We start from the raw sequence: 25828 nt of genomic DNA on the forward strand, positions 1-25828 counted from the left end.
GAGGTCTGCAAAACATGGAATTAGACAATTACAGAAACTTTTTGGCAATTATCGAAGCCGGCAGTTTTACCGGTGCGGCTGATTACGTACACATCGCTCAGCCGGCCCTCAGCAAGCAGCTGCGTGCCCTGGAAAACTATTTCGGCACCAAGCTTATAATTACCACCCGCGGCAGCCGTCAGATTCTCCTGACCGAAGCAGGACGCGTCCTCTATCAAAAAGCAAAGTACATGTGCGCTTTGGAGGATCTTGCCAAAAGCGAAATCGAAAACATCATGGGCGGTGTTGTAGGCACCCTGCGTTTCAGCATTGCCAACTCCCGCAGTGCTTTATTCATCAAATCCTCACTCAAGGATTTCTGTGCTCTTTATCCTAATATCAAATGTGAGCTGTTTGAAGCAAGCATAAATGAACAGACACAGCAAATGCTTAACGGTATTACCGAGCTGGGAATTTTGAGTGTTCCGGTAGAGCATCAGGATAACTTTGAGGTTCTCTTCCGTCGCGATGAAGAGCTTACAGCCGTTTTCCATAAAAACTCTGTTTTTTTGGACGACAGCAAAAAGGTTGTCACCCTTAAGGAATTAGAGGATGTACCTCTGAGCATCAGCTCCGGCTGCTCCGAAATTTTTCTCAAGGCCTGTGCGCAGACATCCATCGTGCCGCGTATCACCTGCACCAGCACAACCCGCAGCACTACATTGGAATGGACACGCGTCAAGGCAGCTGTTTCTATAGTGCCTGTAGAGCCCGGAGAGGACCTTGGTGAAGAATTTATCACCCGTCCTATATCCGACATCAAGGCAGACGTTTACAAAACCGTAGTAAAGGTTAAGGACAGACCGCTTTCCGTCGTTGCCCAGCATTTCCTCAAATTCTATTCCAAGACACGTAATTCACAACAGGTATGCAACCTGGATGAAGTCCTGAAAAACTCCTCGTTATAAAACAAAAACCGCCTCACGGCGGTTTTTTGTTTTATAATACTATGCTTATGCTTTCCTTGCGAAGGCAATAAAAAAGCCGCCTTACCTGGCGGTTTTTTTATTGTTGCATTGCCACACCCCTGTAACAAGCTACACACGATAAAATTGGAGGAGAAGGAGAATTTGAAAAATCTTTACGTAACAGAACAGCAAATTGTCCGATTTGCTTGGTTTGTTCTAATGTTTGGGAAATCAATATTTCGACCCACATTTGATAGTTGAAAAAAACCGTCTTTGCAAGCAAAGACGGTTAATGCGCACAATTAAGATAGCTGCCACTCTCACATAAACAGTATCTTGTCTGTTAACATCTTCTCCTGTCGCTCGCAGGTCAAGCATATGCTTGTACGAAGTGCTTTGCTGACTCCAGGCAAACCTGTTACAGCGGCGGGACCGTGTGGATTTTCACCAATTAGCGCTTCATACGAAATATTGATTTGTTGCTTTTAATTATACTAAGTCCGATTAAGAATGTCAAGACTTTAGCGAAAAAGTTCTCGAAAAAAATATTGTAAGAACTTATATCACTAAAGAGGCGCTTATTTGTTGACAATAAAAGAATTAGCATCTCTTACTCTTTTTAGGTTAAAAATTCTCACGCCCCGCTTTGTTTTACATTGTGTTTTTACACTTTTATATTAATGTTTTGCAGCACCTATAAGCCATTATAAAAAACAAAAAGGCTGTCACCGATGAAGCTTCATCAATGACAGCCTTTAGCTTGCCGGTCAAAAATCACCACTGGGTGCTTTCTTGCCAGACTTTATTTGTTTTGATTGCGATGCCTCATTGAAGCACGATCAATATCAAAGGCATTAATCAGCTCGGTAACAGCCTGACTTGGGGATACCACGCCATTAACAGCTGCTTCCATTACTGCCGGTAAGCGTCCTTTAATCATCGGGTCTTCAAAGAACAGGTTATGTAAATGCTCGTCAATCATGCTGTTAACCCAAGAAATAGTCTGCGATTTACGACGTCTGTCGAAGGAACCGCATTCCTTGGTAACCTTTTCGAACTTGCGCATTACTGCCCAAAGCTCAAGCAGGCCTTCCTTGGTCAAAGCAGAGCATCTGTAGGCGTGAGTTTTCCAGCCTTCGGTAGCAGGGCGGATGAATTCAATCATACGCTCATACTCACCCTGGGTAACAATAGCTTTCGGCAGATTGTCACCATCGGCTTTGTTGACAACGATAGCGTCGGCAACCTCCATGATGCCTTTCTTGATGCCTTGCAGATCATCACCGGCACCGGTCAGTACTACCAGCATAAAGAAGTCAACCATCGAACGGACAGTGATTTCGGACTGGCCTACACCTACGGTTTCTACTAAGATAACGTCACAGCCTGCAGCCTCGCAAAGCAGCATGGTTTCACGGCTTTTACGGGCAACGCCGCCCAAGGTACCCTTTGCAGGGGACGGACGGATAAAGCAATTTGGTTCACGCGAAAGCATCTGCATACGCGTTTTATCACCCAAAATAGAGCCACCGGTAATAGAGCTGGTAGGGTCGACAGCAAGAACTGCGACCTTGTAGCCCTGATGACACAGCATCTGGCCAAAGGACTCGATAAAGGTACTTTTGCCGGCACCCGGTACACCGGAAATGCCGATGCGCAAAGCTTTGCCTGTACGCGGCAGAAGAGCCTGCAGGACACGCTGTGCTTTATCAAAATCCCTCGGTGCATTGCTTTCTATAAGAGTAATAGCTTGAGATAAGGTTTTACGATCGCCTTCACTGACTCCTTTTATTAACTCTTCCGGACTAGGCTTTTTCCTCAAGGGGAATTTCCTAATTTTATCCACAGGGTTATACTTCTCCTCGCTGACAGCGTTTACGGCACTGTCAATCCCGCCCATTACAGAGCAGGCAAAGTTAGGATCTTTTTTCAGGGGTACCCAACTCGGCCTAATATCTTTTTCACCAGTTTCAGGCATTTATATCACCTCAGTCTTCAGCGTGTTCAGCTTTTGCACGGTCAACCAACATTTGCAGTAATTGGATGCAGCACTTAGGAATGTTGGTACCAGGTCCAAAGATGCCTGCTGCACCATGTTCATACAGGTAGTCGTAATCCTGTGCAGGAATTACGCCGCCGATACATACCATGATATCTTCACGGCCACGTTTCTTCAGTTCTTCAACGATTGCCGGCAGCAAGGTTTTATGACCTGCAGCCAGAGAAGAGAAGCCAACCATATCAACGTCGTTATCTACAGCGTCTTGTGCAGATTCTTCCGGAGTCTGGAACAGAGGACCAACGTCGACGGTCCAGCCCATATCAGCGAAGGAGGTTGCCAGAACTTTTTGTCCGCGGTCATGACCGTCTTGGCCCATTTTAGCCAGGAAGATACGAGGACGACGGCCTTCAAGTTTTTCAAACTCATCAGCCAGTTTGGTAGCTTTTTCCATGTCATCGTTGCCGCTGAATTCACTGGAGTATACACCGGATACAGTGTGGATTACAGCATTGAAACGACCGGATACTTTTTCAACTGCGTCAGAAATTTCACCGAGGGAAGCACGGTCGCGAGCAGCTTGTACAGCCATTTCCAGCAGGTTGCCGTTGTCACGGGTTTCTGCTGCGCGGGTAATAGCTTCCAGATCGCGTGCAACAGCGTCGTTGTCGCGTTCTGCTCTCAGTTTTTCCAGACGTTTAATCTGAGCGTTACGTACAGCGGTGTTATCGATGGACAGTACGTTCAGAGGATCTTCCTTAGCCAGACGATATTTGTTCAGGCCAACGATGGTTTCTTTACCGCTATCGATGTTAGCTTGGCGACGGGCTGCGCACTCTTCGATACGCATTTTCGGCAGGCCGGTTGCAATAGCTTTTGCCATACCACCGAGTGCTTCAACTTCCTGGATATGAGCCCAAGCACGGCGAATGATTTCGTTGGTGAGGTATTCAACATAGTAGGAACCGCCCCACGGATCGATAATCTTGCAGACTTTGGTTTCATCCTGGATGTACAGCTGGGTGTTACGAGCAAGACGAGCGGAGAAGTCGGTCGGCAGTGCGATAGCTTCGTCCAGTGCGTTTGTATGCAGGGATTGGGTATGGCCCAGAGCAGCAGACATAGCTTCCATACAAGTACGGGAGATGTTGTTGAACGGATCCTGTTCGGTCAGAGACCAGCCGGAAGTCTGGCTGTGAGTACGCAGTGCCATGGATTTCGGGTTCTTAGCGCCGAAGCTCTTAAGAATCTTAGCCCACAGAACACGAGCAGCACGCATTTTAGCAACTTCCATGAAGTAGTTTTTGCCCATATCCCAGAAGAAGGACAGACGTTTTGCGAATGCGTCTACAGGCAGGCCTGCAGCTTCACCGGTACGGATATATTCCATACCATCGGCCAGAGTGTAGCCTAATTCAAGGTCGCAGGTTGCGCCGCACTCTTGAATATGGTAACCGGAAATGGAAATACTGTTGAATTTAGGCATATATTTGGTGGTATATTCGAAAATATCACCGATGATACGCATGGACATAGCAGGCGGATAAATGTAGGTGTTACGTACCATGAACTCTTTCAGAATATCGTTCTGAATGGTACCGGCCATGATGGATTTATCAACACCTTGTTCTTCACCGGATACGATGAAGAATGCCAGTACAGGCAGTACTGCGCCGTTCATAGTCATGGATACGGACATCTGATCCAGAGGAATACCGGAGAACAGGATGTTCATATCGAGCATGGAGCAAACAGATACGCCTGCTTTACCAACGTCACCAACTACACGCGGGTTATCAGCGTCATAGCCGCGGTGAGTCGGCAAGTCGAACGCGATGGACAGACCTTTTTGGCCTGCAGCCAGGTTACGACGATAGAATGCGTTGGATTCTTCCGCAGTGGAGAAACCTGCATATTGACGTACAGTCCACGGACGGAATACATACATTGTGGAGTAAGGACCACGCAGGAACGGAGGAATACCGCTCATGAAGTCCAAATGGTTACATTTATCATAGATATCCTTGGTGTACAGCGGAGCTTTAGGAATACGTTCCAAGGTAGTATCATAAAGGGCATCATAATTTTCGCCCATTTTTTCTTCCAGATTTTTCTTCCATTCGTCATAAGAACAAGAAGGATGATCAGGAAGGGCTACTTTAGTGAAATCCGGATTAATGCTCATTATTCAATCATCCCTTTCTTCTTTTGCAGCATCTTCAGAGTTTGGAAGCAGTTAGCTTTTACGCTGATGAAATCGTCAACGCCAGCATCTTTGTAAACTTGTTCCATGTCTTTTGGAGCAGCGCCGGCCAGGAACAGAGTAGCGGACGGTTTCATAGCTGCTTTAATCATCGGAGCCAGTTTCGGAACGATTTCCGGATAGGTAGCATCGGTGGAGCAGATAACTGCAACATCGTAGTCGCCTTCTTTGAAAGCTTTGAGGCATTTTTCGTATTGATCGCCATCTTCGCCGTCTTGGAAACCATCGTTCAGATGAACGTTGAATTCACCAACCTGCAGGAAAGAGGTGGAGAAGTCGGCACGAGCTTTATGTTGAGGAATCGGTCCCATGTTGCACAGGAATACTTCAACATTTTTGCCGGTTTTCTTAACATAGTCTTCAGTTTCGAAACGCAGTGCTTCATAGCGCTCGGTCCAGTGATGAGCAGCGATTGCTTCAACGGTTTCCGGAGCTTCAGCCTTGCAGGATGCAGCAGCAACCTGGCCGATAGTAGCACCGTTGCTGAATGCTTCGATTGCGCCTTCAACAGTTTCAACAGCAGCCAGCTTGCCGGCCAGGTAGTTGGTGTCGATGTCAGCAACGTAAGCAGCAACAGCAGCTTCGCGTTCTTTCTTCAGTTTCGGAGTGTCCTCTTCGCGGCGCTCCAGCGGTTCTTCGGTCATGTTCGGGTACATGTTTACGCCAACAGCGCGATCGCTGCGCATTTCCAGAGCTTTGAAGCGCTTAGCCAGAACGTCAGCAACTTGTGCTTGCGGATAGCCGGCTTCCAGAGCTTTAATGATGCCGCCCATTTCCTCAACCTTTTGGAACTCAGCCCAGATTTTTTCGGTAATCTGCTTGGTCAGGGTTTCAATGCCCCAGGAACCGCCAGCAGCATCAATCGGGCTCAGCATACCAAATTCTTCTTGCAGCATTACATGCAGGTTACGAGCGATACGACGGGAGAATACGTCGCCTTTACGGATCAGCTCGTCAAACGGCGGATTGTCATAAGTGCAAACGCCGCCTACAACGCTGGAGAAGGTTTGGGTGCAGTTACGCAACATGTTAACATACGGGTCAACAACGGTTTTAGTGAAGCGAGCGCAACGGCCATGAACTTTAATAGCACGGTCTGCTTCTTCAGCACCGAATGCTTCCATAATAGCTGCCCAGATCATACGCAGGGAACGCAGTTTTGCGATTTCCATGAAGAAGTTAGCACCTTGGTTGAAGCAGAAGTACAGGGAGTTAGCAATATCGTGCAGTTCAACACCGCGTTTTTGCATTTGACGTACATATTCAACTGCAGTAGCAAAGGTGTAAGCAACCTCTTGTACTGCTTCAGCACCGCCATCGGTGTAAGCATCACTGTTGATGAAAACAGTGCGCAGCTCCGGAGTATTAGCTTTAGCAAATTTAATGGTTTCAGCCATTTCATCATACAAAGCATCCAGAGAGGTTTCGGTTTTACCGGTTTTTACCAGCTCGCCGATCGGGTCGCCGCCGATAACGCCGCGCAGGGTTTTTACATCATGACCTGCACCCTTCAGAGCAGCAACAGTCAGAGCCAGCAGGTTTTTAGCGCCGGCACCGGTGTACATCATAATAGGATATTTGTCAAGTTTCAGACCATCCAGCAGAACGCTCATATCTTCAACGGTAGTAACGTTCACGCCAATATCGCCGGGTTTTTCTGCATCTTTAACGTCTACGCCGTTTTTGGTTGCAGTATCCAGTTTGATATTGTAAACAGTGGAGCCCTTGGAAATTTCTTCCTTCAGCAGCTCGTTGTTTTCAGCCGGCAGGGTTTCATCGCAAGCTTGTGCAATGCCCCAAGGCTCGTGTACATAACCGTTAACAGTTGCGCCACGCAGGAAATCGCCCATACCGGGATAATCGTTGGTCGGCAGAATTGCATCAGTGCCTTTACGAGTATAAATCGGGTCAAAGGTAATGCCCTCGTAGTTTTTTGTATACATGATCTTGTCAAAGGGTTTGCCCTTCAACAGTGCATTACATGCCTCCACCCATTCATCCCAGGTGGGTTCGGTAAATTCATCAAAAGTTACCTCCGGGAATTCGGTTACTTTCTCTGACTTACGCAACATGGCTTCCAGTTCTTTGTCTGTCAACGGTCTTTCGCCATCAACGACTGCTGCAGTTTTTTGTTGTTCATCAGCCATTCAAATAATCCTCCTTTAATAATTTAATCATTACTGTGAAAAAGCTCACAGCACCAAGCTGAAACGCATATCACCTCCAGCCAATCTCGTCTGCTGATGCAGCTGCTATCCGACCGCTCTCACCCGGTCATCAGGGGACATGTGCCGCATCCTTGCTTGGATAGATTTTAAGAAGCAAACAGCATTTATATACACGGTCACGGTTGTCCAGGCCGTATATAACAAAATAACAGGCAGTTTAATCTGCCAGGAACTCCTGCAGACGTCCGTAATTAATCTGGACTCTGCGCAGCTCGTTTTCTTCAGGCATAGTATCATTAAGAATCATGTTGCCTAAAGCAGCACCCGGCTCTGCGCCGCGGTTCTGCATAAAACGGGCATAGTATTCAATCTGCGGAACATCTTCGGCAGCCTTGTAAATAACAGCAGCCTGTTCCAAAGGATCTTCTGCGATGATATAGGGATTTACACCTTCATTAAAGTATTTTTTCAAAAGCTCGCAGATATCTGTCTTTTTGGGGTTATATTGCACACGTACGCACTTTACTTCCAGCTCACCGCTGGCTTTAGCACGTCCGGCAACAACTTCTTCAACGCCTTTCATACCTTCAAAGGCTGCTAGCAGTTCAGCAATTTTGCCTGCCAAATATAATTCTTTCATATCAATAACCTCCCTTTAAACAGCAAAAAATAAAGCCACCACATTTGTGATGGCTGGATTGTCAGCACGACAGCGCACCCCTACGCTGTCGTACTTGAGAGGAGAAAGGAAATGTTCTCAGCTAAAAGAAAAATTTGAGAATGGGATTTGAAAAACACGATATGTCCAGTATCGCGGACAAGTATGACAGATAACATCGATGGCCCGGCCACTCTCCAAAAGGTCACAGCCATCACATGACCTTCAATGGCATAAGAAACAGAAAACCGTTTCTCAAAAAGAATCCTTTACCCAATATGGGCAGGACTTTTGAAAAACGGTGAAATATCAAAAGCTACTAGGCGCACAAGCCTATACTACAGCTCTACGACATCTCTCCCCGTCTCTCGCAGGTCAAACGACGATGCATCTTACAGGCAGTTCTTCTGGCTTCGCTTCTTCACGTGTTTCACCTTCCCAGAGGACCCCTCCAGTGGTATAAACAAAACACGCTCCACGTCACAGCGGCGGGACCGTGCCGGACTTTCACCGGCTTCTCTATTGAGCATTCGCACCTGTAATATCAATATCAACTTGTTGACTTAATTATAGCAGTTACTATTTATCTTGTCAACCTTTTTCATTGATTTTTATTTTTGTGTTTTCGTTCCATGTATATATCAGTCTTATGTGTAGCTGCATCCATTTCTGATTAACTGTTCTTTGTGTTTAATTTACATATAATACAATAAAAAATCTATTATATCAGCCGCAACCGGCTTTAAGGCAATAAAAAACGCCTACAGCTCAGCTGCAAGCGTTCTTACGATTTAGCAATCTTCATTTTTATACCACCTGTTAATGGATATAGTAGAAATTCATTTCATATAAAGCTTTGACAAATTTTTCCAGCATTATTCTCACCTCCCGAGATCAGTGAATCATATACCATTTAAAGTTGCACAGAGTTTCAACAAATTTTTCAAAAGTCATTTTTATATCATCCCTTCTGCTTTATTTTAAGGTCTTGCCTTAACATGCATTAAGTATAACACCTTATGACGTTTTTGTCCACTATGGACTTTTTATGTCCCGATAGATGTTTATAATGCTTCAAAGCCTTGCACCATGCTATTTTACAAGGATTTTACATACAAAAGCAAAGAGGACTGCTAGAAAAATTTTTCTTAAATCATGAAAAATTTTTCTGCAATCCTCTAAAATTATGCCTGCTTAGCCTTAAACCACCATGCCAGCAGCGGCGGGATAAAGATATTTATCACCAGCACACGCACCAGCTGATAGGTCAGGATAATCGAAACATTCTCACCCATACTCATACCGGCTAAAGACATTTCGGCTATACCTCCCGGCGCCATCGCCAGAAACGCCGTTACCAGCGAAAAACTGTAGCGTGCGGAAAGCACATTAGCCATACCGATACTCACAACAATGAGTATCGCCGTACCGATAAGAATATAGGGCACCATTTTTTCTGTTTTTACGATGCGGTCCGCATCAAGCTGCATACCCATGAACAGACCGATGCTGGCCTGCGCCGCCGCCATGAGCCAAAAAGGCACAGGCTGCACACCGCCGTCAAAGACGGAAAATGCAGCCGTCGCCAAAATCGGTCCTAACAGTTTCGGCGTCGGCATATGTATTTTTGTTGCTATAAAGCTGCCCAATATAGACAATGGCACTACAACAAGCCAATGCACTCCGCCATGATTGGGCAATGCTACGCTGCTGCCCGTCACCTGCGCGTTCAGCAGCCAGATTACAAGAAACGGCACAGTAATAACTACACCCAGCAGACGCAGAATCTGCATTACCATGACAACATTAGGATTGACCTCCTTGTCGTCCTCGCAAAGCAACATCGTCAGCGTCATGCCGCCGGGAAGCATACCCATAATGCAGCTTTTGAGGTTTTCCCGCGCCAGCTTTGCCGTAACAAAGGCCAAGGCAATACTGGCAGCCAAAATAACTATCGTTGCTTCCGCTACACCAACCAGCTCAGCCAGAAAGTTATTCCAAGTGTCGGCTGTAAAGGTAGAACCGATACCGTAGCCTGCAACCATCAATGCATATTCACGCCATTGCTTAGGCCAGCTTACGTCGCTGCGATGTGTCAGAGTTTTACAAAGCAAAGCAGTCAGCAGGCCGCCCAGCAAAAACGGTATCGGCAGATGCATGCGTACCAGCAGGCTTCCCAGGCAAAGCGCCATGATAAAAAGCAATAAGCGGTTTAAAAACATAGCTTTTACTCCTGCTCTACACCGTTAGCGGATAAAGCATTCATGATGCGCTCAATCAGCTCGCCGCGCATTGTATGCTGTGAGGAGGAATAAGTGATAATCTCATGCTCCTTCAGGCCCATTTCACGCTTGAAGAGTGCCTTTTGGGACATTGCCGCATTTTTAGAAAGCTTGTCGGATTTTGTCAGTACAACCTGTACCTTCAGGCCGCAGCTGCGCAGCCAGTTAAAGCATTCCATATCGCTGTCCATAGGCTTATGGCGGATATCAATCAGCTGGCAGACAACACCGAGGTTTTCACTGCCGGATAAATATTTGCTGATAAACCCGGACCATTGGTCCTTATTATTATGGTTTGTTTTAGCAAAGCCGTAGCCGGGTAAATCTACCAGATAAAAGGATGCCCTTTCATCCTCACCCTCAACTACGCGCTTAGCCTCCAGCTCATAAAAGTTGATGGTCTGCGTTTTTCCCGGAGTAGAGCTTACGCGTGCCAGGCCGTTGCGGCGGCAGAGTGAATTGATAAGCGACGATTTACCGACATTACTGCGGCCGATAAAGGCAGCCTCAATAAGAGCAGGCTGCGGATATTGGTCTGCACGTACTGCAGAGGCCACATATTTAGCACGGATAATATCCCAATTATCTTTACTCATTTTTATCCTCCAATGCCAGCTTCAAAACATCATCAAGATGCTCAACAGGTATAAACTGCATTTCCTTACGAATATTTTCCGGCAGCTCGTCCAGATCCTGCATATTGCGCTTCGGCAGCAGTACTGTCTTTACGCCATAGCGATAAGCCGCCAGCATTTTTTCCTTAATACCGCCGACAGGCCATACCTTGCCGGACAGGGAAATTTCGCCGGTCATCGCCAGCTTGCCTTTAACCTTTTTACCTGTCAGCGCCGATACCATGGCAGTAACCATTGTTACGCCGGCAGACGGTCCGTCTTTGGGCACAGCGCCCTCCGGCAGGTGGATATGGATATCCATCGTTTCACCAAAGTTGGCTGCAATCCCCAGCGCTTCCGCACGGCTGCGGATATAGGTATAACCGGCCTGAGCCGACTCCTTCATTACATCGCCCAGCTGACCTGTAAGCGTGAGGTTGCCCTTGCCCTTAAACGCCAGCACCTCTACCTTCAGCAGCTCGCCGCCGACACTGGTCCATGCCAGGCCATTGGCAACGCCGACACTTGATTTCAGGCTGATATCATCATCAAGGTAAATAACCGGTCCCAGATATTTTTCCAGATTCTTTTCTGTTACCTGAGCGCCCTTACTCTTGCCCTTGACGATTTTGAACGCAACCTTACGGCAAATGCCTGCCAGCTTACGCTCCAGGTTACGCACGCCTGCTTCCCTGGTATAGTCGTGAATTACACGGCGGATAGCCTTTTCGCTGACGCTTACCTTATATTTTTCCAAGCCGTTCAGCTTAAGCTCCTTCGGCAAAAGATGCAATTGAGCAATCTTAACCTTTTCTTCATCAGTATAGCTGCTCAGCTGGATAATCTCCAGACGGTCCAGCAGAGCCGGCGGAATAGTATCTACGGCATTAGCTGTTACAATCCAGAATACATGCGACAAATCAAACGGGAATTCAATAAAGTGGTCACTGAAGCTGTTGTTCTGCTCCGGATCAAGCACCTCCAACAGCGCTGAAGCCGGATCACCGCGAAAATCAGAAGCCATTTTATCAATCTCGTCCAACAGGAATACCGGGTTCATGCAGCCGCAAGCCTGCATACCGTGAATAATGCGTCCCGGCATAGAACCGATATAGGTACGGCGATGACCGCGGATTTCCGCTTCATCACGCACACCGCCCAAAGAAACGCGAGTAAATTTACGCTTAATAGCCTTGGCAATACTGCTTGCCAAACTGGTCTTGCCTACGCCCGGAGGTCCTACCAGACACAGAATAGGGCCGCGTGTGCTTTTGGACAATGCACGTACTGCCAGATACTCCAGAATGCGCTCCTTAACCTTCTTCAGGCCGTAGCGGTCATTATCAAGAACAGCCTGAGCCTTATCCAGGTCAAAATTATCCTTAGTAAATTTGCCCCAAGGCAATGCCAGCAAAGAATCAATATAGGTGCGGATTACCGCTCCCTCCGGCGTCATCGACGGCATTTTCGCCAGACGTCCCAGCTCCTTATTGATTTTTTCCGCAACGTTTTGCGGCATTTCCAGCTTGGACATCTGCTCCTTGTAGTCAGCGATTTCTGCCTGCACGTCTTCGTTTTCGCCAAGCTCCTTGCTAATAGCCTTAATCTGTTCACGCAGATAATATTCCTTCTGATTCTGCTCCACCTGCTGGTGTACCTGCTCGGAAATATTTTTGGCTACATCGGCAATTTCCTGCTCACGCACCAGAATCTCGTATAATTTACGCAGACGCAGCTTCAGCGGCGCCATTTCCAGCAGCTCTTCCTTTTCGGTCAAAGACAGCGGCAGATAGCCGACAATAATATCAGGCACCTTGCTTAAATCAGTACGAGATTTAAGCGACTGCACCGTATCGGGATTAACCTTTTTCGTAAGCAGTACCCATTGCTCAAAGGCATCCAGCAGCAGACGGCGCAGGCCTTCTGCTTCGGCATCGACCGCATCGTCAGCAGGCACTACTTCTACCTCACCGACAAAGAAATCCTGCTCATTCTCATGAACCTCTAACGCATTCAGCACATGTACGCGCTCCAGGCCTTCTACCAGCAAGCGCACAGCACCGTTAGGCAGCTGCAGCCTTTGCTTGATATTAGCCAGAACCCCCCATTCATATAAATCATCGGCAGCAACATTTTCCTGCTCAGGCTGTTTTTGCCCAACCAGAATAATTTGCTTATCCGTACCTTCGGCTGCGTCAATAGCAGCTATAGATTTTTCTCGGCCGACATCCAGATTGGCAATCATGCCCGGAAAAATCAAGACGCCCCTCAAAGCAAGAAGGGGCTTTGTAATTATCAAATTAGCCATATAATCCCTCCTTAAGCTCCCAAAACAAGAGAGAAATTTATCGGCAGTACGCACACAGGCATACTTGCCATAGCGATAAAATAAGGGAGAAGGTATAATAATCCTTCCCCCTTAGATATTTTGTTATTTTGTAAGCATTTGCGGCTCGCAATGCTGGCGTATAGTAGCTTCAGTAACAATGCACTTTGTTACATCATCACGGGAAGGAACATCATACATTACGTTACGCATGGTGGATTCAATAATAGATCTCAGGCCACGCGCTCCGGCATTACGTTTCAATGCTTCCTCAGCAATAGCAGTAAGAGCACCCGGTTCAAACTCCAGCTCCACGCCATCCATTTCCAGGAAACGCTGGTATTGCTTAACCAAAGCATTACGCGGCTCAGTCAGTATTTGTACCAGGGCAGCCTCATCCAACGGATTGAGTGTTACTACTACCGGCATACGTCCTGCAAATTCCGGAATAATACCGAACTTCATGATATCCTCAGGCAATACCTTGGCAAATACAGCCTCGTTATCAACCTCTTCCTTACGGCGGATATCAGCACCAAAGCCCAGGTTTTTCTTACCTACGCGGGCATTGATGATATGCTCCAGTCCAGCAAAGGCACCACCGCAGATAAACAGGATATTGGTTGTATCAATATTGATAAACTCCTGATGCGGATGCTTACGTCCTCCCTTAGGCGGAACGCTGGCAACAGTACCTTCAAGGATTTTCAGCAGAGCCTGCTGAACACCTTCACCGGAAACATCACGGGTAATGGAAACGTTTTCGGATTTACGGGCAATTTTATCAATCTCGTCGATATAGATAATGCCGCGTTGAGCAGCTTCAATGTCATAATCGGCATTGCTAATAAGCTTGAGCAGAATGTTTTCAACATCCTCGCCTACATAGCCTGCTTCCGTTAAGGTAGTAGCATCAGCAATAGCAAAGGGAACCTGCAGAATCTTTGCCAGAGTCTGGGCGAGCAGTGTTTTGCCGCTACCGGTAGGACCGAGCATCAGAATATTGGATTTCTGCAGCTCCAGGTCGCGCTTGGACTCCGGATTCTGGATTTCGTAGTTGATTCTCTTGTAATGATTATATACTGCTACGGACAAGGTTTTTTTAGCCTCATCCTGACCAATAACATACTCATCTAAGATTGCCTTGATTTCCTGAGGCTTCGGCAGATCAGCTGCATTCGCCAACTGCTCGGCAGCATCGCTTTCTTTTTCCTCGTCAAGCATGGATTTGCAGAAGTCGACACACTCATCGCAGATAAATACTCCACGACCGGAAATCAGTCTTTTTACCTGACCTTCACGCTTGCCGCAAAAGGAACAGCATGGTTTTCCATCATGTCCTTCATCAAAATTCATATTTTAAATCTCCTTATAGTATATCTTACTCTGCAGATTTACTACGGGAAACAACCTCATCAATCAGGCCATATTCCTTAGCTTCTTTACTTGTCAGATAATGATCGCGCTCGGTATCGGCAGCAATTTTTTCCACTGTCTGACCGGTATGCTTTGCCAGAACCTGGTTCATTTCTTCACGGATACGCAGAATTTCACGGGCATGGATTTCAATCTCCGTTGCCTGTCCCTGTGCACCGCCCAAGGGCTGATGAATCATAACACGGGAATACGGCAATGCAAAACGTTTGCCCGGCGCGCCTGCTGCCAGGAGCACGGATGCCATGCTGGCAGCCATGCCCATGCAGATAGTAGAAACGTCAGGCTTAATATACTGCATCGTATCATAAATAGCCATACCGGCGCTTACGCTGCCGCCGGGGCTGTTAATATACAGATGGATGTCTTTGTCCGGATCCTCGGACTCCAGAAACAATAACTGAGCAATTACAACATTTGCCATATTGTCATCAATCGGACCGGTAACGAAAACAATCCTATCCTTCAAAAGACGTGAATAAATATCATAGGAACGTTCTCCACGACTAGATTGTTCAACAACGATAGGCACATAATTCATTTTGTCACACTCCTTTACTGTAAGTATAACCTAAAATTATTTTGCGCTGTCGATAACAACGTGTGCAGCTTTGCGGCGCAGAATGTTAGCCAGCAGCAAGCCCATGGTGCCGTTGCCTTTGATGATTTTCTTAACTTCTTCAGGAGAAGCGCCGTGTTGTGCGGAAATAGCAGCGATTTCTGCATCAACGTCAGCCATGTCAACCTGAATGTCTTCAGCTTTAGCGATAGCGTCCAGAACCAGATCGGTCTTAACGTTTTCTTCAGCAACCGGGCGTTGGTTTTCACGGATTTTAGCCATGTCCAGACCGGTGTATTGCATGTACATATCCAGGCTCATTTTACGGCTTTCCAGGCTCATTTTCATTTCTTCAACCATTTGGCTGATTTTGTCTTCGATCATGATTTCCGGAACGCTGAATTTAGCGTTAGCTACAGCCAGGTCAATCAGTTCATGCTCGTATTCAGCTTTAGCGTTAGCTTCAGCAGCTTTTTGCATACGCTCTTTGTAGTTAGCACGCAGATCTTCTACAGTTTTGAATTCGGTCTTGGAAGCAACATATTCGTCGTTCAGTTCCGGCAGCTCTTTGCGTTTTACGTCTTGGATGTTTACTTTGAAGATAGCTTCTTTGCCAGCCAGGTCTTTAACAAAGTAATCTTCCGGGAAGGTTACTTCTACGTCAGTAGAATCGCCTTTAGACAGGCCAACCAGCTGATCTTCGAAGCCGGGGATGAAGGAGTTGGAACCAACTTCCAGAGGATAGCCTTTGCCTTCACCGCCGCTGAACGGTTCGCCGTCAACAGTACCTGCAAAGTCGATGATAGCGAAGTCACCTTTTTCAATTACAGCGCCTTCTTCAGCAACTACCATTTTAGCGTCGCGGCCCATCATGTCTTTAATTTGAGCGTCAACCTGCTCGTCGGTTACTTCAACTTCTTTTTTCTCTACATGCAGACCTTTGTATTCGCCCAGTTCCGGTTCCGGTTTCAGGGTTACTTTAATGGTCAGTTCCATATCTTTGCCTTCTTCGAAGGTAGATTCTTCAACTTTAGGATCGGATACAGGGATCAGTTTTTCCTGATTCAGAGCTTCGCTGTATGCTTTGTTAGCAACGATTTCAAAAGCTTCTTGTTTTACAGCTTCTTTGCCATAGTGCATTTCAATGATAGCACGCGGAGCTTTGCCTTTACGGAAGCCAGGGATATTTGCCTGGTCAGCAATTTTTTGTACAGCCTTTTTATAGCCTGCGTTTACCTCAGCAGCCGGAGCGGTAATTTTTAAAGTTGCCTCATTTTCTACTCTTTCAACAGTAACGTTCATTAATAAAATCCTCCCTTAAATTTATGTGGGTAAAAAATAATATAATCGGATTAAACTGTCAGCTTTCCTTAGCGAAAATGTGCTGACACAAATCGCTCATAATATCATATCACAATGCTCGCTTCTTGACAATACCAAAAAACCCGACAGAAGCAATCTGTCGGGCAAATTTTTAAGTGGAGCGGAAAACGAGATTCGAACTCGCGACCCCCTCCTTGGCAAGGAGGTGCTCTACCACTGAGCTATTTCCGCATCGTGTGCATCAGCAACGAATATAAGTATAAGACATCAGGCGACTTTTGTCAACACCTTTTTTGAAAAAAGTTGAGATTTTTTTCAAGTTTTTTTCTCAGCCCTATCCTAACCCATTACAACGCGCCAAATCATCATAGACAAGCGCCGCCAGACGCTGCGTTAATTCCTGGTTTTCCGCACAAAGCTTCGTCTGTGACAGCAATGCTTCCAGCTTAGCCTTGTTGCACATAATGCAGCAGCAAGGCATAATGATTTCGCTGGCCATATAGGCAGCGGCGCGCAAAGACATTTCATCCTGCAGCAGGCTGCCGCTTGCTGCCTTGGATGCGAAAACCGCAAGGCGCATATCCAGCGCCCGCGCCAGCTGTTTTTCTAAAACACCGGCCATAGCTTAACGCATGTTTTCGATAAAGTCTTCAAAGGTGTTAATCAATACAGTGTGACCGGTAACCTTCAAATCGCGCAGATAAGTGCCGTAGGATTCATAAACCTCGTCACTCAGCTCCATTTTCAGGCCTTCCTTAACATATTCATCCATCATTTTCAGAATGAAACGGTTAACTTCATTGGTACCGGGCTTAACATTCAAAGGAATAATGCGGCTTTCAGCCTCATATTTTTCTACAACAACCTTCCAGCCACCGGGAACAGGCGGCAGACGGGTTGCTTTAATGAAATAATTATCAGGAGAAAAGCCTACATAACCATTCATTTTATTATATAATTTTGCTTTTTGTACAGGGAAACCATTTTTATTGCCCCATTTAACGATTTCTTCGCAAACTTCATTATTATGGATTACGCTCGGAAAAGTTGCTTCCGCTAAGATTTCAGACATACTGATACCTCCTCATGGTTTATAGTCATATTTTACTCTAACTTGCAGATTATTTCAACAAAAAAGCATGTATACAATAAGTCTCAAACTTTTAAAAAACCGGCATCAAGCTGATGCCGGTTCAAAAGCAATTCTTTTAAATTTGTCCCAAAGCCTTCAAAATGCACTGAGCGATAATCGCGCTGGCAATATAGGTGCCTACAAAGACAACGATTGCCAGAATAACAATGCGCCAGCCGGTCTTGGCAAAGGCATCAAGGTCCTTGCCTATGGATACACCGGCATAAGCCAGAATCGGGGTACATAAGGCCACAAAGCCGACATTTTTTACATAGCCGTTGATAATATCACTGCCGGGAACGCCGGGGATAGTCAGAATACAGCCCAGTGTTACAACCCATGCCGCAGCCGGAATACCTCCGGGAATATATTTTGACAACAGCATGCCGACAAAAGCAATAACCGCCAAAATCAGCAGGCCGGGAATAGACTGGATAATATCAGCCTTGGTTCCCAATACGTTGGAGAACAAGCTCATGAAGGTTACAATAGCCAAAATGATAATTGTATCTTTAATTTTCATTATGCTTCCTCTCCTTTCTTATCAGCTTCTGGCAGTACGCCATATTTTATCTTATAGAATCTCTTATAGAGCCATTCGGTCATCGGCAAGCCCAGCCATACGGACATATACAAACCGTCAAGACCGGAAAGCATATTACTTGCTGCGCCGAAGGCTGCCAGCTGATCAGCCATATCAGGATACATAGCAACCAAAGAGCCCACTGCAGCCGTCATCATGCTGGCAGAGCCTACGCCGGAGGCCATAGCCAATGCATACGGGTGAATCGGCAGTACGGAAGCAGCAACGCTGGCCATCAGGCCGAAGAAAATAGTACCGAAAACAGTACCGGCAATATAAACGCCCATAACGCCGCGGCCTTCACTGCTGTCCAGACCAAACTTTTCGCCGATAAGCGCAACGTTCGGCTCACGTGCGATAGAATGCGCAGCACCGATGGTTTCACGCTTCAGGCCCAGGTAAACAGCAACAGGTACGCCTAAAAGCACAGTACCGAGGTTACCGAACTCCTGCAGAATCAGCGCCGGAGAAGCTGCCAGAATCTTCGGCAGGGTAGGACCTACCAGCGTACCGTAGCGTGCCATCAAAAGCATCAGCGTTACGCCGACCAGACTGCTGGCATCCAGCATTTCCTTTCTGCCGGACAGGTTCAAAAATTTAGGTGTTGTCAAAATACCCAAAAGCAGAGCGTACAGCATCGGCAACAATACGATACGACCGATACCGAACTTCAGGGGATGAGTGCCGATCAGCTCGGAAACAATGATCAGCGCCAGAATTATGGCATGTAATTTAATGTTCTTCATTACATTCCCTCCCACAAATTATTTCTATTTTACTTATTAAAATAGCTCTCCAATTTCGCAATATACTCTTCCTTGGTCAGAATCGGCTTGAAGTCAGCCAGGATAGCCTTAGCCTCTTTCGCATCATCATACAGCAAATCTATCAGCATCATGGCAAAGGCTTTAGCCGGCAACAGCACAGCAGCATTAAAATCTACCATATGGAAGTCAGGTGTATGCAGCAGGCCGTCCGTACCACCGATAAACGGATGGATAACAGGCATCAGGTGTGATACGTCACCCATATCGGTAGATGCGCTGAAATGACCGGCATCCTTTATCTCTACATCCGGATAAGCAATTTTCGCATTTGCTGCAAACAGTTCATTCATGCGCTTGTTGCAGCTCAGCGGGAACATGCCCGGCAGTGTTTCGATAACGGTCTGTGCGCCGACAGCATCGCCGCCAGCCTTAAGTGCTGCGTCAACGCGCGTATGTGTGGAATCAATAGCATCCATGGTTTTTGCACGCACATACAGCTCCAGGCGTACATCATCAGGCACAGAATTTACAAAGTCACCGCCCTTAGTAATAATCGGGTGCACACGCACTACGTCCTGCTCGCGGAAGGTTTCACGCAAAGCGTTGATACCCATAAGTCCCAGACAAGCAGCATTCAGCGCGTTGACACCTTCATGCGGAGCGTCGGCTGCATGGGCTGTTTTGCCGATATAGCGAACAGTTTTACCTACAAAGCCGTTGCTGCTTTCGCCGACAGAAACCGTAGGCTTCGGCATATTTTTATCAGCATGCATCTGCATAGCCATATCAATATCATCAAAAGCGCCTTCATAAATCAGCTCGCCCTTGCCGCTCATAAAATGCAGCTTGCCAGACTCCACTAATTTTTTGCGGTACGCAATTTCGATATATTCCTCAGCAGGAACACCGAAGAACACCACATCACCGGCCAGCTCCGGTAAAACACCGGATTTTACAATACCGCAGGCAGCTGCCAGCATGGTGGAGATCTGCAGGTTATGGCCACAGGCATGCGCAGCGCCTGTTGCCGGGTCCGCCTTCGGACTTGTAGGGCAGCCTACTGCATCAAGCTCGCCTAAAACGGCTGCTGTCGGTCCGGGCTTGCCGCCTTTCGCACGTCCCTTAACACCATTGATTGCCAAGCCGGTCTGCGGCTCCAAGCCCAGGTCACGCATAAATTCCGCAACCTTGGCAGCGGTTTTGACTTCCTTGAAGCCTAATTCCGGTTCATCGTTGATGCTGGCACAAATTGCCTTTATCTTGTCCGCATATGCGTCAATTGCCGCACATGCCTTTTCTTTTAAAATTTCTTTTGTCATTTCAGTGCGCCTCCAACGTACCTGTCTATTTGACACGTACATTAATAAAAAAATTTAAGTATTTGACTCAATTATATCATACTTATAGGTAAAGTCAAATAAGAATATCCGCTAAAAAAATTATTACCTTATAATGTGCAATTTGATGCAATATTAGCTATTTTTCAGAATTTTGTCCACTAAATATATGCTCTAAAATGTTTACTCCCTACTTTTTTGCTAAATTTTACAGTTTTTCTGTTTACCTTTTACCGACATCTGTGCTAAAATATAAAAATGGTATTTGTCGGCAGAAAGAATCCGGCTTAAAACAGTTGACTGCTGACAACTACAGCACATGTTGATATAATATAAGGAAAGGAGTCTTGACATGTTTGCTCAGATGAAAAAAGATATTGATGCCATTATGCTGCGCGACCCGGCCGCAAAAACAAGACTGGAGGCCGCACTGTGTTATCCCGGGCTACATGCCATCTGGCTCCATCGTATAGCGCATCACTTTTATCTGAAAGGCTGGGTAGTATTCCCACGCCTGCTTAATACATTTTCCCGTTTTCTTACCGGTATTGACATCCATCCCGGTGCTACACTGGGCCCCGGTCTTTTCATTGACCATGGCATGGGACTTGTTATCGGCGAAACCGCTGAGCTTGGCAGCAATGTTACGCTCTATCAGGGAGTTACCCTTGGCGGTACCGGCAAGGAAAAAGGTAAGCGCCATCCCACCATCGGCAACAATGTTGTTGTTTCCAGCGGTGCGAAGGTACTCGGTTCCTTCAAGGTAGGCGACAATTCCAAAATTGGCAGCGGCAGCGTAGTTCTTAAAGAGGTTCCGCCCAATTCCGTCGTTGTTGGTGTACCCGGACGTGTTGTAACACGCAACGGTGTACGTATTGCCTCCAACAATGATGCCGAAAGCATGATTGACCTGAACCATGATAAACTGCCTGATCCGGTAGCAGATTATGAAGAGCTGCTCGCCAAGCACATGGAAGAAATTAACGGCCGCCTCAAAGAACTGGAAAATCTTATTTATGACACTCAAGGTAAGCATTCTGACTAAAAAGAGGTAGAAAAATGAGCAGAACAATGACCACAGCAGAAGCCATTCAGGAAGCACGCCGCTGCCTGAATTGTGCGCGCCCTACGTGCCGCACCGGCTGTCCGATTGAAAACAATATTCCCGGCTTTATCCGTGCCTTAAGCGAAGGTAATATCGGTATGGCTTACGAAATTATTTCCGAACGCAGCAATCTGCCCGCTATCTGCGGACGTGTCTGCCCGCATGAGCGTCAGTGCGAAGCACATTGTGTGCTGACAAAAAAGAAATGCGGTATCGAAATCGGCAGTCTGGAAATGTTCATTGCCGACTTTGCCCACAACAATGATTTAAAGTCCACGCAACCTTCAAGCAAGCTGCGCGGTAAGGTTGCCGTAATCGGCTCCGGCCCGGCAGGTCTTACTGTAGCAGGCGATTTGGCCAAAATGGATTTCGATGTTACTATTTTCGAAGCACAAAGCGAGCCCGGCGGCGTACTGCTTTTCGGCATTCCGGAATTCCGTCTGCAAAAGGATGTTGTCCGCCGTGAAATCAGCGAGCTGCAACATATCGGTGTGGAAATCCGCACCAAGCAGCTTGCCGGCGTAGATTTTACCGTAGATGACCTTTTTGCCCAAGGCTATGATGCAATTTTCATGGGCACAGGTACCTCTCTGCCGCGCACGTTGGACATCCCCGGCAAGGAACTGTCCGGTATTTTGACAGCAACCTACTTCCTGCGTATGGTGGTACTGGCTGACGGAGGCAAGCTGGATGCCAGCGAAACACTGCTGCACACCGGTGACAACGTTATCGTTGTCGGCGCAGGCAACGTGGCTATGGATGCGGCCCGCACCTCTATCCGCCGCGGTGCCAAAAACGTCACCATCGTCTACCACAAAACGGAAGCTGAAATTTCTGCTTTTCCATCTGAATATGAAGCCGCTGTTGCCGAAGGTGTACAGTTCCGCTTCCTGAAGCAACCTATCGCCTACTTCAACAAGAAGCAGATGCGCGCCTTAAAGAATATCCGCCGACAGGCTACGGCAGCGGACGAAACCGAATTAGCCGGCTTATTGCTGCAAAACATCACCAAAACCGAAACCGGTGAGTTTATCGCAGAAGGCGGTCAGGAGCTTATCCCCTGCGACTGCGTTATCCTCGCAGTAGGCCAGAAACCCGCAGCACGTATTGTTTCTTCCACTAAAGGTATTCAGGTTGATAAACAGGGCTTTGTTATCACCCGTGACCGTCCCTACGGCATGACTACCCGCGCCGGCGTTTTCAGCAGCGGTGATGTGGTACATGGTCCTGCTACCGTCGTTTTGGCAATGAAAGAATCTAAGAAGGTAGCTGCAGGCATTGCGCAATATGTTGATGCTAAAAAGCTGCTGGAAGACTGCACTATGGATTCCACTACTCTGTAATAAGCATTTTTGCATACAAAAAAAACCGTCATTTCCCCAATAGTCTGAGGAAATGACGGTTTTATTTCTTTTATTCGCTATATTTTCTATACGCGGTATGATTGGTGCAGCCGACAATGTTATTGATAGCAAAGCCATGCTTGAGCGCAGCAGTGACAAATTTCTTTGCCTGAAGTACCGCTTCCTTCATGCTAAGGACGTTTGCCAGGCCTGCGGTAATTGCTGCTGAGAAGGTGCAGCCTGCGCCATGGTTGTAGGAAGGATAAATTTTCGGCACAGCCATTTCTGTGAATTCCTTGCCATCGTAAAAAATATCAATTGCGGAATTGTCGCTCAGACGCTCTCCGCCCTTGATAACAACGCTCTTCGCACCGGCAGCAACAATCTTCTCTGCTGCTTCCTTAATCTGCTCTACGGTAGTAACCTCAGGCATATCTGCAAGATAAGCAGCTTCCACGGTATTCGGGGTAATAATATCGCAGCGCGGCATCAGCAGCTTTTTGATAGATTCTGCCGCATCCGGCACCAGAATCAGGTCACAGCCCTTGCAGACCATAACCGGATCAATTACAACGTTCTGCAAATTGTACTTATCAATCGTAGCTGCAACCAGTTCTACCAGCTCGGCACTGCCCAGCATACCGGTTTTCATCGCATTGATGCCAACGCCTTCAATCGCTGTCACCAGCTGCTTTTCTACCAAATCCAACGGCAACGGAAATACGCTGTGCTCCCAAGTAGTAGGATGCATAGTAACAATGCAGGTCAAGGCAGGCATACCATAAACGCCCAGCTCCTCCATAGTTTTAATATCCGCTTCCATACCGGCGCCGCCGCTTGTATCGCTGCCAGCAATTGTCAATGCTTTATTCATCAAGGTCATAAGACACACTCCTTCACTTTAATAATGTAATCATTATAACCTATCGACTGGCATCTGAATAAGCTCAATTTATGGATATTTAATATAGTCAGATAAAAAGCTTTGCAAACAAAACGCCCTAGAAACATAGCAACCTATTTATGTTTAGAATGTATAAGTATAGGTCACATGCACCATGCGCGGCAGGCAGTAATACTTGGTAGCGGAGCCCGGATTGCTTACGATATCATCCCTGTCGAAGATATTTTCCACGCCAAGCTCTACACTGCTGCTCTTATCGAACTTATAGCCGGCAATAAAGTTTACCGGCAGCAAATCGCCCCAGCCGCTGGCTCTGTCCGTAGTAAACATGCCTGTCAGCGCAGCATTGAACTTAGCATCATGGTATTTAATGCCGGCATTGTATTGCTCGCGTGCAAATTTACGCTCCCATACGCCTTTTTTATTTTTACCCATAGGATTGCAGAAATTAGCGCCCAGAGAATAGCTGTATTTGCTGCCGAAATCCTTCTCATAGGTCATTTCCAGACCTTTGTTTTTAAAGGACATATTACGTGTCACATACGGATTGGAGCTGGTTCCCTTGCCTTCGTACTCAATAGTATCCAAATCCATATAATACAAAGCAGCTTTGAACATGCTTGTATTAGATGTCTTTTTGTAACCGAACTCATAGGTCCAGCCTTCTTCAGGCTCCAGTAAAGGATTAGCCGCAAAGTTGGCACCACCACCGCCGTAAATCTGGGTAAATGTAGGCATCTTAAAAGATTTTGCCGCATTTGCATATAAGCTGCTGTTGTTATCCAGCTTCTTCAGCAAAGCAAACTGCGGAGTAAAAGCATTGTAACGCTTATTGGCCTCTACAACAGTTTCACGGGCACCTACTGTAGCAGTATAGCCTGCACCAAGATCCTTGGAAAGCTGTGCAAACACAGCATAATTCGTTCTGAATTCGTTAATCTTCGTACCCGGTTTAATATTTTTGGCTACGGTAATATCATTTTTATAGGAATCACGGGAAACCGTCGTACCAACAATAACATCACCGAATTTACCGGTAATCTGCTTTTGCAGATCAAGGCCTATGGTATCAAAGCGTAAATGATCGGACTTGGTCCATTTAGAGCCCGTAACATTGTAAGTCTGATTTCTGCGGTTGCTGCGGTTATAAAACAAATTGGCACTCACGCTGTCATCCTTATATTGTAAGCGTGAAAAATCATCAATATAGTGGTAATTCGCATCCTCAGTAAGCTTGCTCCAGGTTTTGTCATACTGATCATAGGAATACTTGCTGTCATTGTGCTGATGTGAAAAACTCCAATTATCATCAAACTTATAGCTTGCGGTAAAGGACTTTTTGTTTAAATCATTAATCTGCTTATAATTACTGCTGTATCCCTTCATCGGGTCACTCTGCTCCAGCGCTACTGCAAAGTTCAGCTTATTAGCATTCAATGTCAGTGCTGCCTTCTCCCTGCCGTATTCACCCTTAGTCAGAGATAAGGTGTTAGGCATTTTATTTTTCGTGATGATATTGATAACACCGGTAGAAGCCTCGGAACCGTAAAGAGTAGAAGCAGCGCCCTTAACTATTTCTACGCGAGCAATAGATTCTACAGGAATGGAATCCAGATAATATGTTTCATTGATGTTGGCAGGTACACCGTCAATCATTACCACAGTGCCTTTATTCGCACCGCGCATCAGGATTTTTGCGTTCATACCGCCAAGGGACTGGCTGCCGCCATAGGAATAGGTAGTTACGCCGCTTTGCAGGCGCAGGGCATCAAAAAGATTAGAAGCACCGGTTTCCACAAGCTGCTTCTGGGAAACGGTTGTAACGGAAGCAGGCGTATCAACATCACGCTTGCTTTCACGCTGCGCGGTAACAACCATCGTATCAAGATTGTATGTCTGCAGGCTGTCGGCAAAAGCCGGGACTGCAAGGCAAATATTTGCAGCCATAAATGTGGCTACAAAGGAATTGGCAAAACTTTTTCTCATAATATACTCATCCTCTCATGTGCATAAAACATCTAACAAATATAAATTTATAACACTTTTAAGGATGCTTGTCAATAAAGTTTTCACGATGATGCAGG

General features: G+C 46.6%; 20 protein-coding genes, 1 tRNA gene and 1 riboswitch. Of the genes, 3 read left to right on the plus strand and 18 right to left on the minus strand.

Features of this window, described 5'->3' with window-relative positions; all coding sequences use genetic code 11:
* Window positions 1–14 precede the first annotated feature (14 nt).
* Window positions 15–947: a LysR family transcriptional regulator gene (locus HMPREF9443_RS02015; protein WP_009144830.1), complete on the plus strand. Its 933-nt coding sequence runs from the start codon at window positions 15–17 to the stop codon at window positions 945–947.
* An 802-nt stretch (window positions 948–1749) separates the two neighbouring features.
* On the opposite strand, the gene meaB is transcribed toward HMPREF9443_RS02015, so the two are convergent.
* From meaB to HMPREF9443_RS02095, 16 genes are all read right to left on the minus strand, one after another.
* Window positions 1750–2925, minus strand: coding sequence for a methylmalonyl Co-A mutase-associated GTPase MeaB (gene meaB, locus HMPREF9443_RS02020; protein ID WP_009144831.1), 1176 nt, complete (start codon window positions 2923–2925; stop codon window positions 1750–1752).
* A gap of 10 nt (window positions 2926–2935) precedes the next feature.
* Window positions 2936–5131 (minus strand): methylmalonyl-CoA mutase, encoded by a 2196-nt coding sequence (gene scpA / locus HMPREF9443_RS02025; RefSeq protein ID WP_009144832.1) that lies wholly within the window; start codon window positions 5129–5131, stop codon window positions 2936–2938.
* Window positions 5131–7356: an acyl-CoA mutase large subunit family protein gene (locus HMPREF9443_RS02030; RefSeq protein WP_009144833.1), complete on the minus strand. Its 2226-nt coding sequence runs from the start codon at window positions 7354–7356 to the stop codon at window positions 5131–5133. The genes scpA and HMPREF9443_RS02030 overlap by 1 nt, the downstream gene beginning before the upstream one ends.
* A gap of 238 nt (window positions 7357–7594) precedes the next feature.
* On the minus strand, window positions 7595–8017 hold the full coding sequence (locus tag HMPREF9443_RS02035; RefSeq protein WP_009144834.1) for a conserved domain protein: 423 nt from the start codon (window positions 8015–8017) through the stop codon (window positions 7595–7597).
* Window positions 8018–8415: 398 nt separating this feature from the next.
* Window positions 8416–8590: riboswitch (cobalamin riboswitch) on the minus strand.
* Between the two features lie 629 nt (window positions 8591–9219).
* Window positions 9220–10257, minus strand: a complete 1038-nt coding sequence (locus tag HMPREF9443_RS02040; RefSeq protein WP_009144835.1) for an AbrB family transcriptional regulator — start codon at window positions 10255–10257, stop codon at window positions 9220–9222.
* 5 nt (window positions 10258–10262) lie between these two features.
* Complete coding sequence (yihA, locus tag HMPREF9443_RS02045; protein ID WP_009144836.1) at window positions 10263–10913, minus strand: ribosome biogenesis GTP-binding protein YihA/YsxC; 651 nt, start codon at window positions 10911–10913, stop codon at window positions 10263–10265.
* Window positions 10906–13239, minus strand: coding sequence for an endopeptidase La (gene lon / locus HMPREF9443_RS02050; protein WP_009144837.1), 2334 nt, complete (start codon window positions 13237–13239; stop codon window positions 10906–10908). The genes yihA and lon overlap by 8 nt, the downstream gene beginning before the upstream one ends.
* Window positions 13240–13362: 123 nt before the next feature.
* A complete protein-coding gene (gene clpX, locus HMPREF9443_RS02055; RefSeq protein ID WP_009144838.1) occupies window positions 13363–14613 on the minus strand; it encodes an ATP-dependent Clp protease ATP-binding subunit ClpX in 1251 nt (416 codons plus the stop codon).
* Window positions 14614–14638: 25 nt separating this feature from the next.
* Complete coding sequence (gene clpP / locus HMPREF9443_RS02060) at window positions 14639–15232, minus strand: ATP-dependent Clp endopeptidase proteolytic subunit ClpP (protein ID WP_009144839.1); 594 nt, start codon at window positions 15230–15232, stop codon at window positions 14639–14641.
* Between the two features lie 36 nt (window positions 15233–15268).
* Complete coding sequence (tig, locus tag HMPREF9443_RS02065; RefSeq protein WP_009144840.1) at window positions 15269–16552, minus strand: trigger factor; 1284 nt, start codon at window positions 16550–16552, stop codon at window positions 15269–15271.
* A gap of 177 nt (window positions 16553–16729) precedes the next feature.
* A tRNA-Gly gene (locus HMPREF9443_RS02070) sits at window positions 16730–16804 on the minus strand.
* A gap of 103 nt (window positions 16805–16907) precedes the next feature.
* Window positions 16908–17195 (minus strand): hypothetical protein, encoded by a 288-nt coding sequence (locus tag HMPREF9443_RS02075; RefSeq protein ID WP_009144841.1) that lies wholly within the window; start codon window positions 17193–17195, stop codon window positions 16908–16910.
* 3 nt (window positions 17196–17198) lie between these two features.
* Entirely contained in the window at window positions 17199–17645 is a 447-nt protein-coding gene (locus HMPREF9443_RS02080; RefSeq protein ID WP_009144842.1) for a hypothetical protein, read from the minus strand.
* A 136-nt stretch (window positions 17646–17781) separates the two neighbouring features.
* The gene (locus tag HMPREF9443_RS02085) at window positions 17782–18228 is read right to left on the minus strand and encodes a hypothetical protein (protein ID WP_009144843.1); all 447 of its coding nucleotides are present in this window, start codon (window positions 18226–18228) and stop codon (window positions 17782–17784) included.
* The gene (locus HMPREF9443_RS02090; protein ID WP_009144844.1) at window positions 18228–19034 is read right to left on the minus strand and encodes a DUF3100 domain-containing protein; all 807 of its coding nucleotides are present in this window, start codon (window positions 19032–19034) and stop codon (window positions 18228–18230) included. The genes HMPREF9443_RS02085 and HMPREF9443_RS02090 overlap by 1 nt, the downstream gene beginning before the upstream one ends.
* Window positions 19035–19063: 29 nt before the next feature.
* Window positions 19064–20374, minus strand: a complete 1311-nt coding sequence (locus HMPREF9443_RS02095; RefSeq protein WP_009144845.1) for an amidohydrolase — start codon at window positions 20372–20374, stop codon at window positions 19064–19066.
* A 370-nt stretch (window positions 20375–20744) separates the two neighbouring features.
* On the opposite strand from HMPREF9443_RS02095, the gene cysE reads away from it, so the two are divergent.
* Together cysE and HMPREF9443_RS02105 are read left to right on the plus strand one after the other, a co-directional pair.
* A complete protein-coding gene (gene cysE / locus HMPREF9443_RS02100) occupies window positions 20745–21437 on the plus strand; it encodes a serine O-acetyltransferase (RefSeq protein WP_009144847.1) in 693 nt (230 codons plus the stop codon).
* A 14-nt stretch (window positions 21438–21451) separates the two neighbouring features.
* Window positions 21452–22840: an NAD(P)-dependent oxidoreductase gene (locus tag HMPREF9443_RS02105; RefSeq protein ID WP_040564753.1), complete on the plus strand. Its 1389-nt coding sequence runs from the start codon at window positions 21452–21454 to the stop codon at window positions 22838–22840.
* A gap of 70 nt (window positions 22841–22910) precedes the next feature.
* Here HMPREF9443_RS02105 and thiD read toward each other — a convergent pair whose 3' ends face one another.
* Window positions 22911–23723 (minus strand): bifunctional hydroxymethylpyrimidine kinase/phosphomethylpyrimidine kinase, encoded by an 813-nt coding sequence (gene thiD / locus HMPREF9443_RS02110; RefSeq protein ID WP_009144849.1) that lies wholly within the window; start codon window positions 23721–23723, stop codon window positions 22911–22913.
* A gap of 144 nt (window positions 23724–23867) precedes the next feature.
* A complete protein-coding gene (locus HMPREF9443_RS02115) occupies window positions 23868–25691 on the minus strand; it encodes a TonB-dependent receptor (RefSeq protein WP_187363677.1) in 1824 nt (607 codons plus the stop codon).
* Between the last annotated feature and the right edge of the window lie 137 nt (window positions 25692–25828).

The sequence above is a fragment of the Phascolarctobacterium succinatutens YIT 12067 genome (genome assembly GCF_000188175.1).
Taxonomy (GTDB): domain Bacteria; phylum Bacillota; class Negativicutes; order Acidaminococcales; family Acidaminococcaceae; genus Phascolarctobacterium_A; species Phascolarctobacterium_A succinatutens.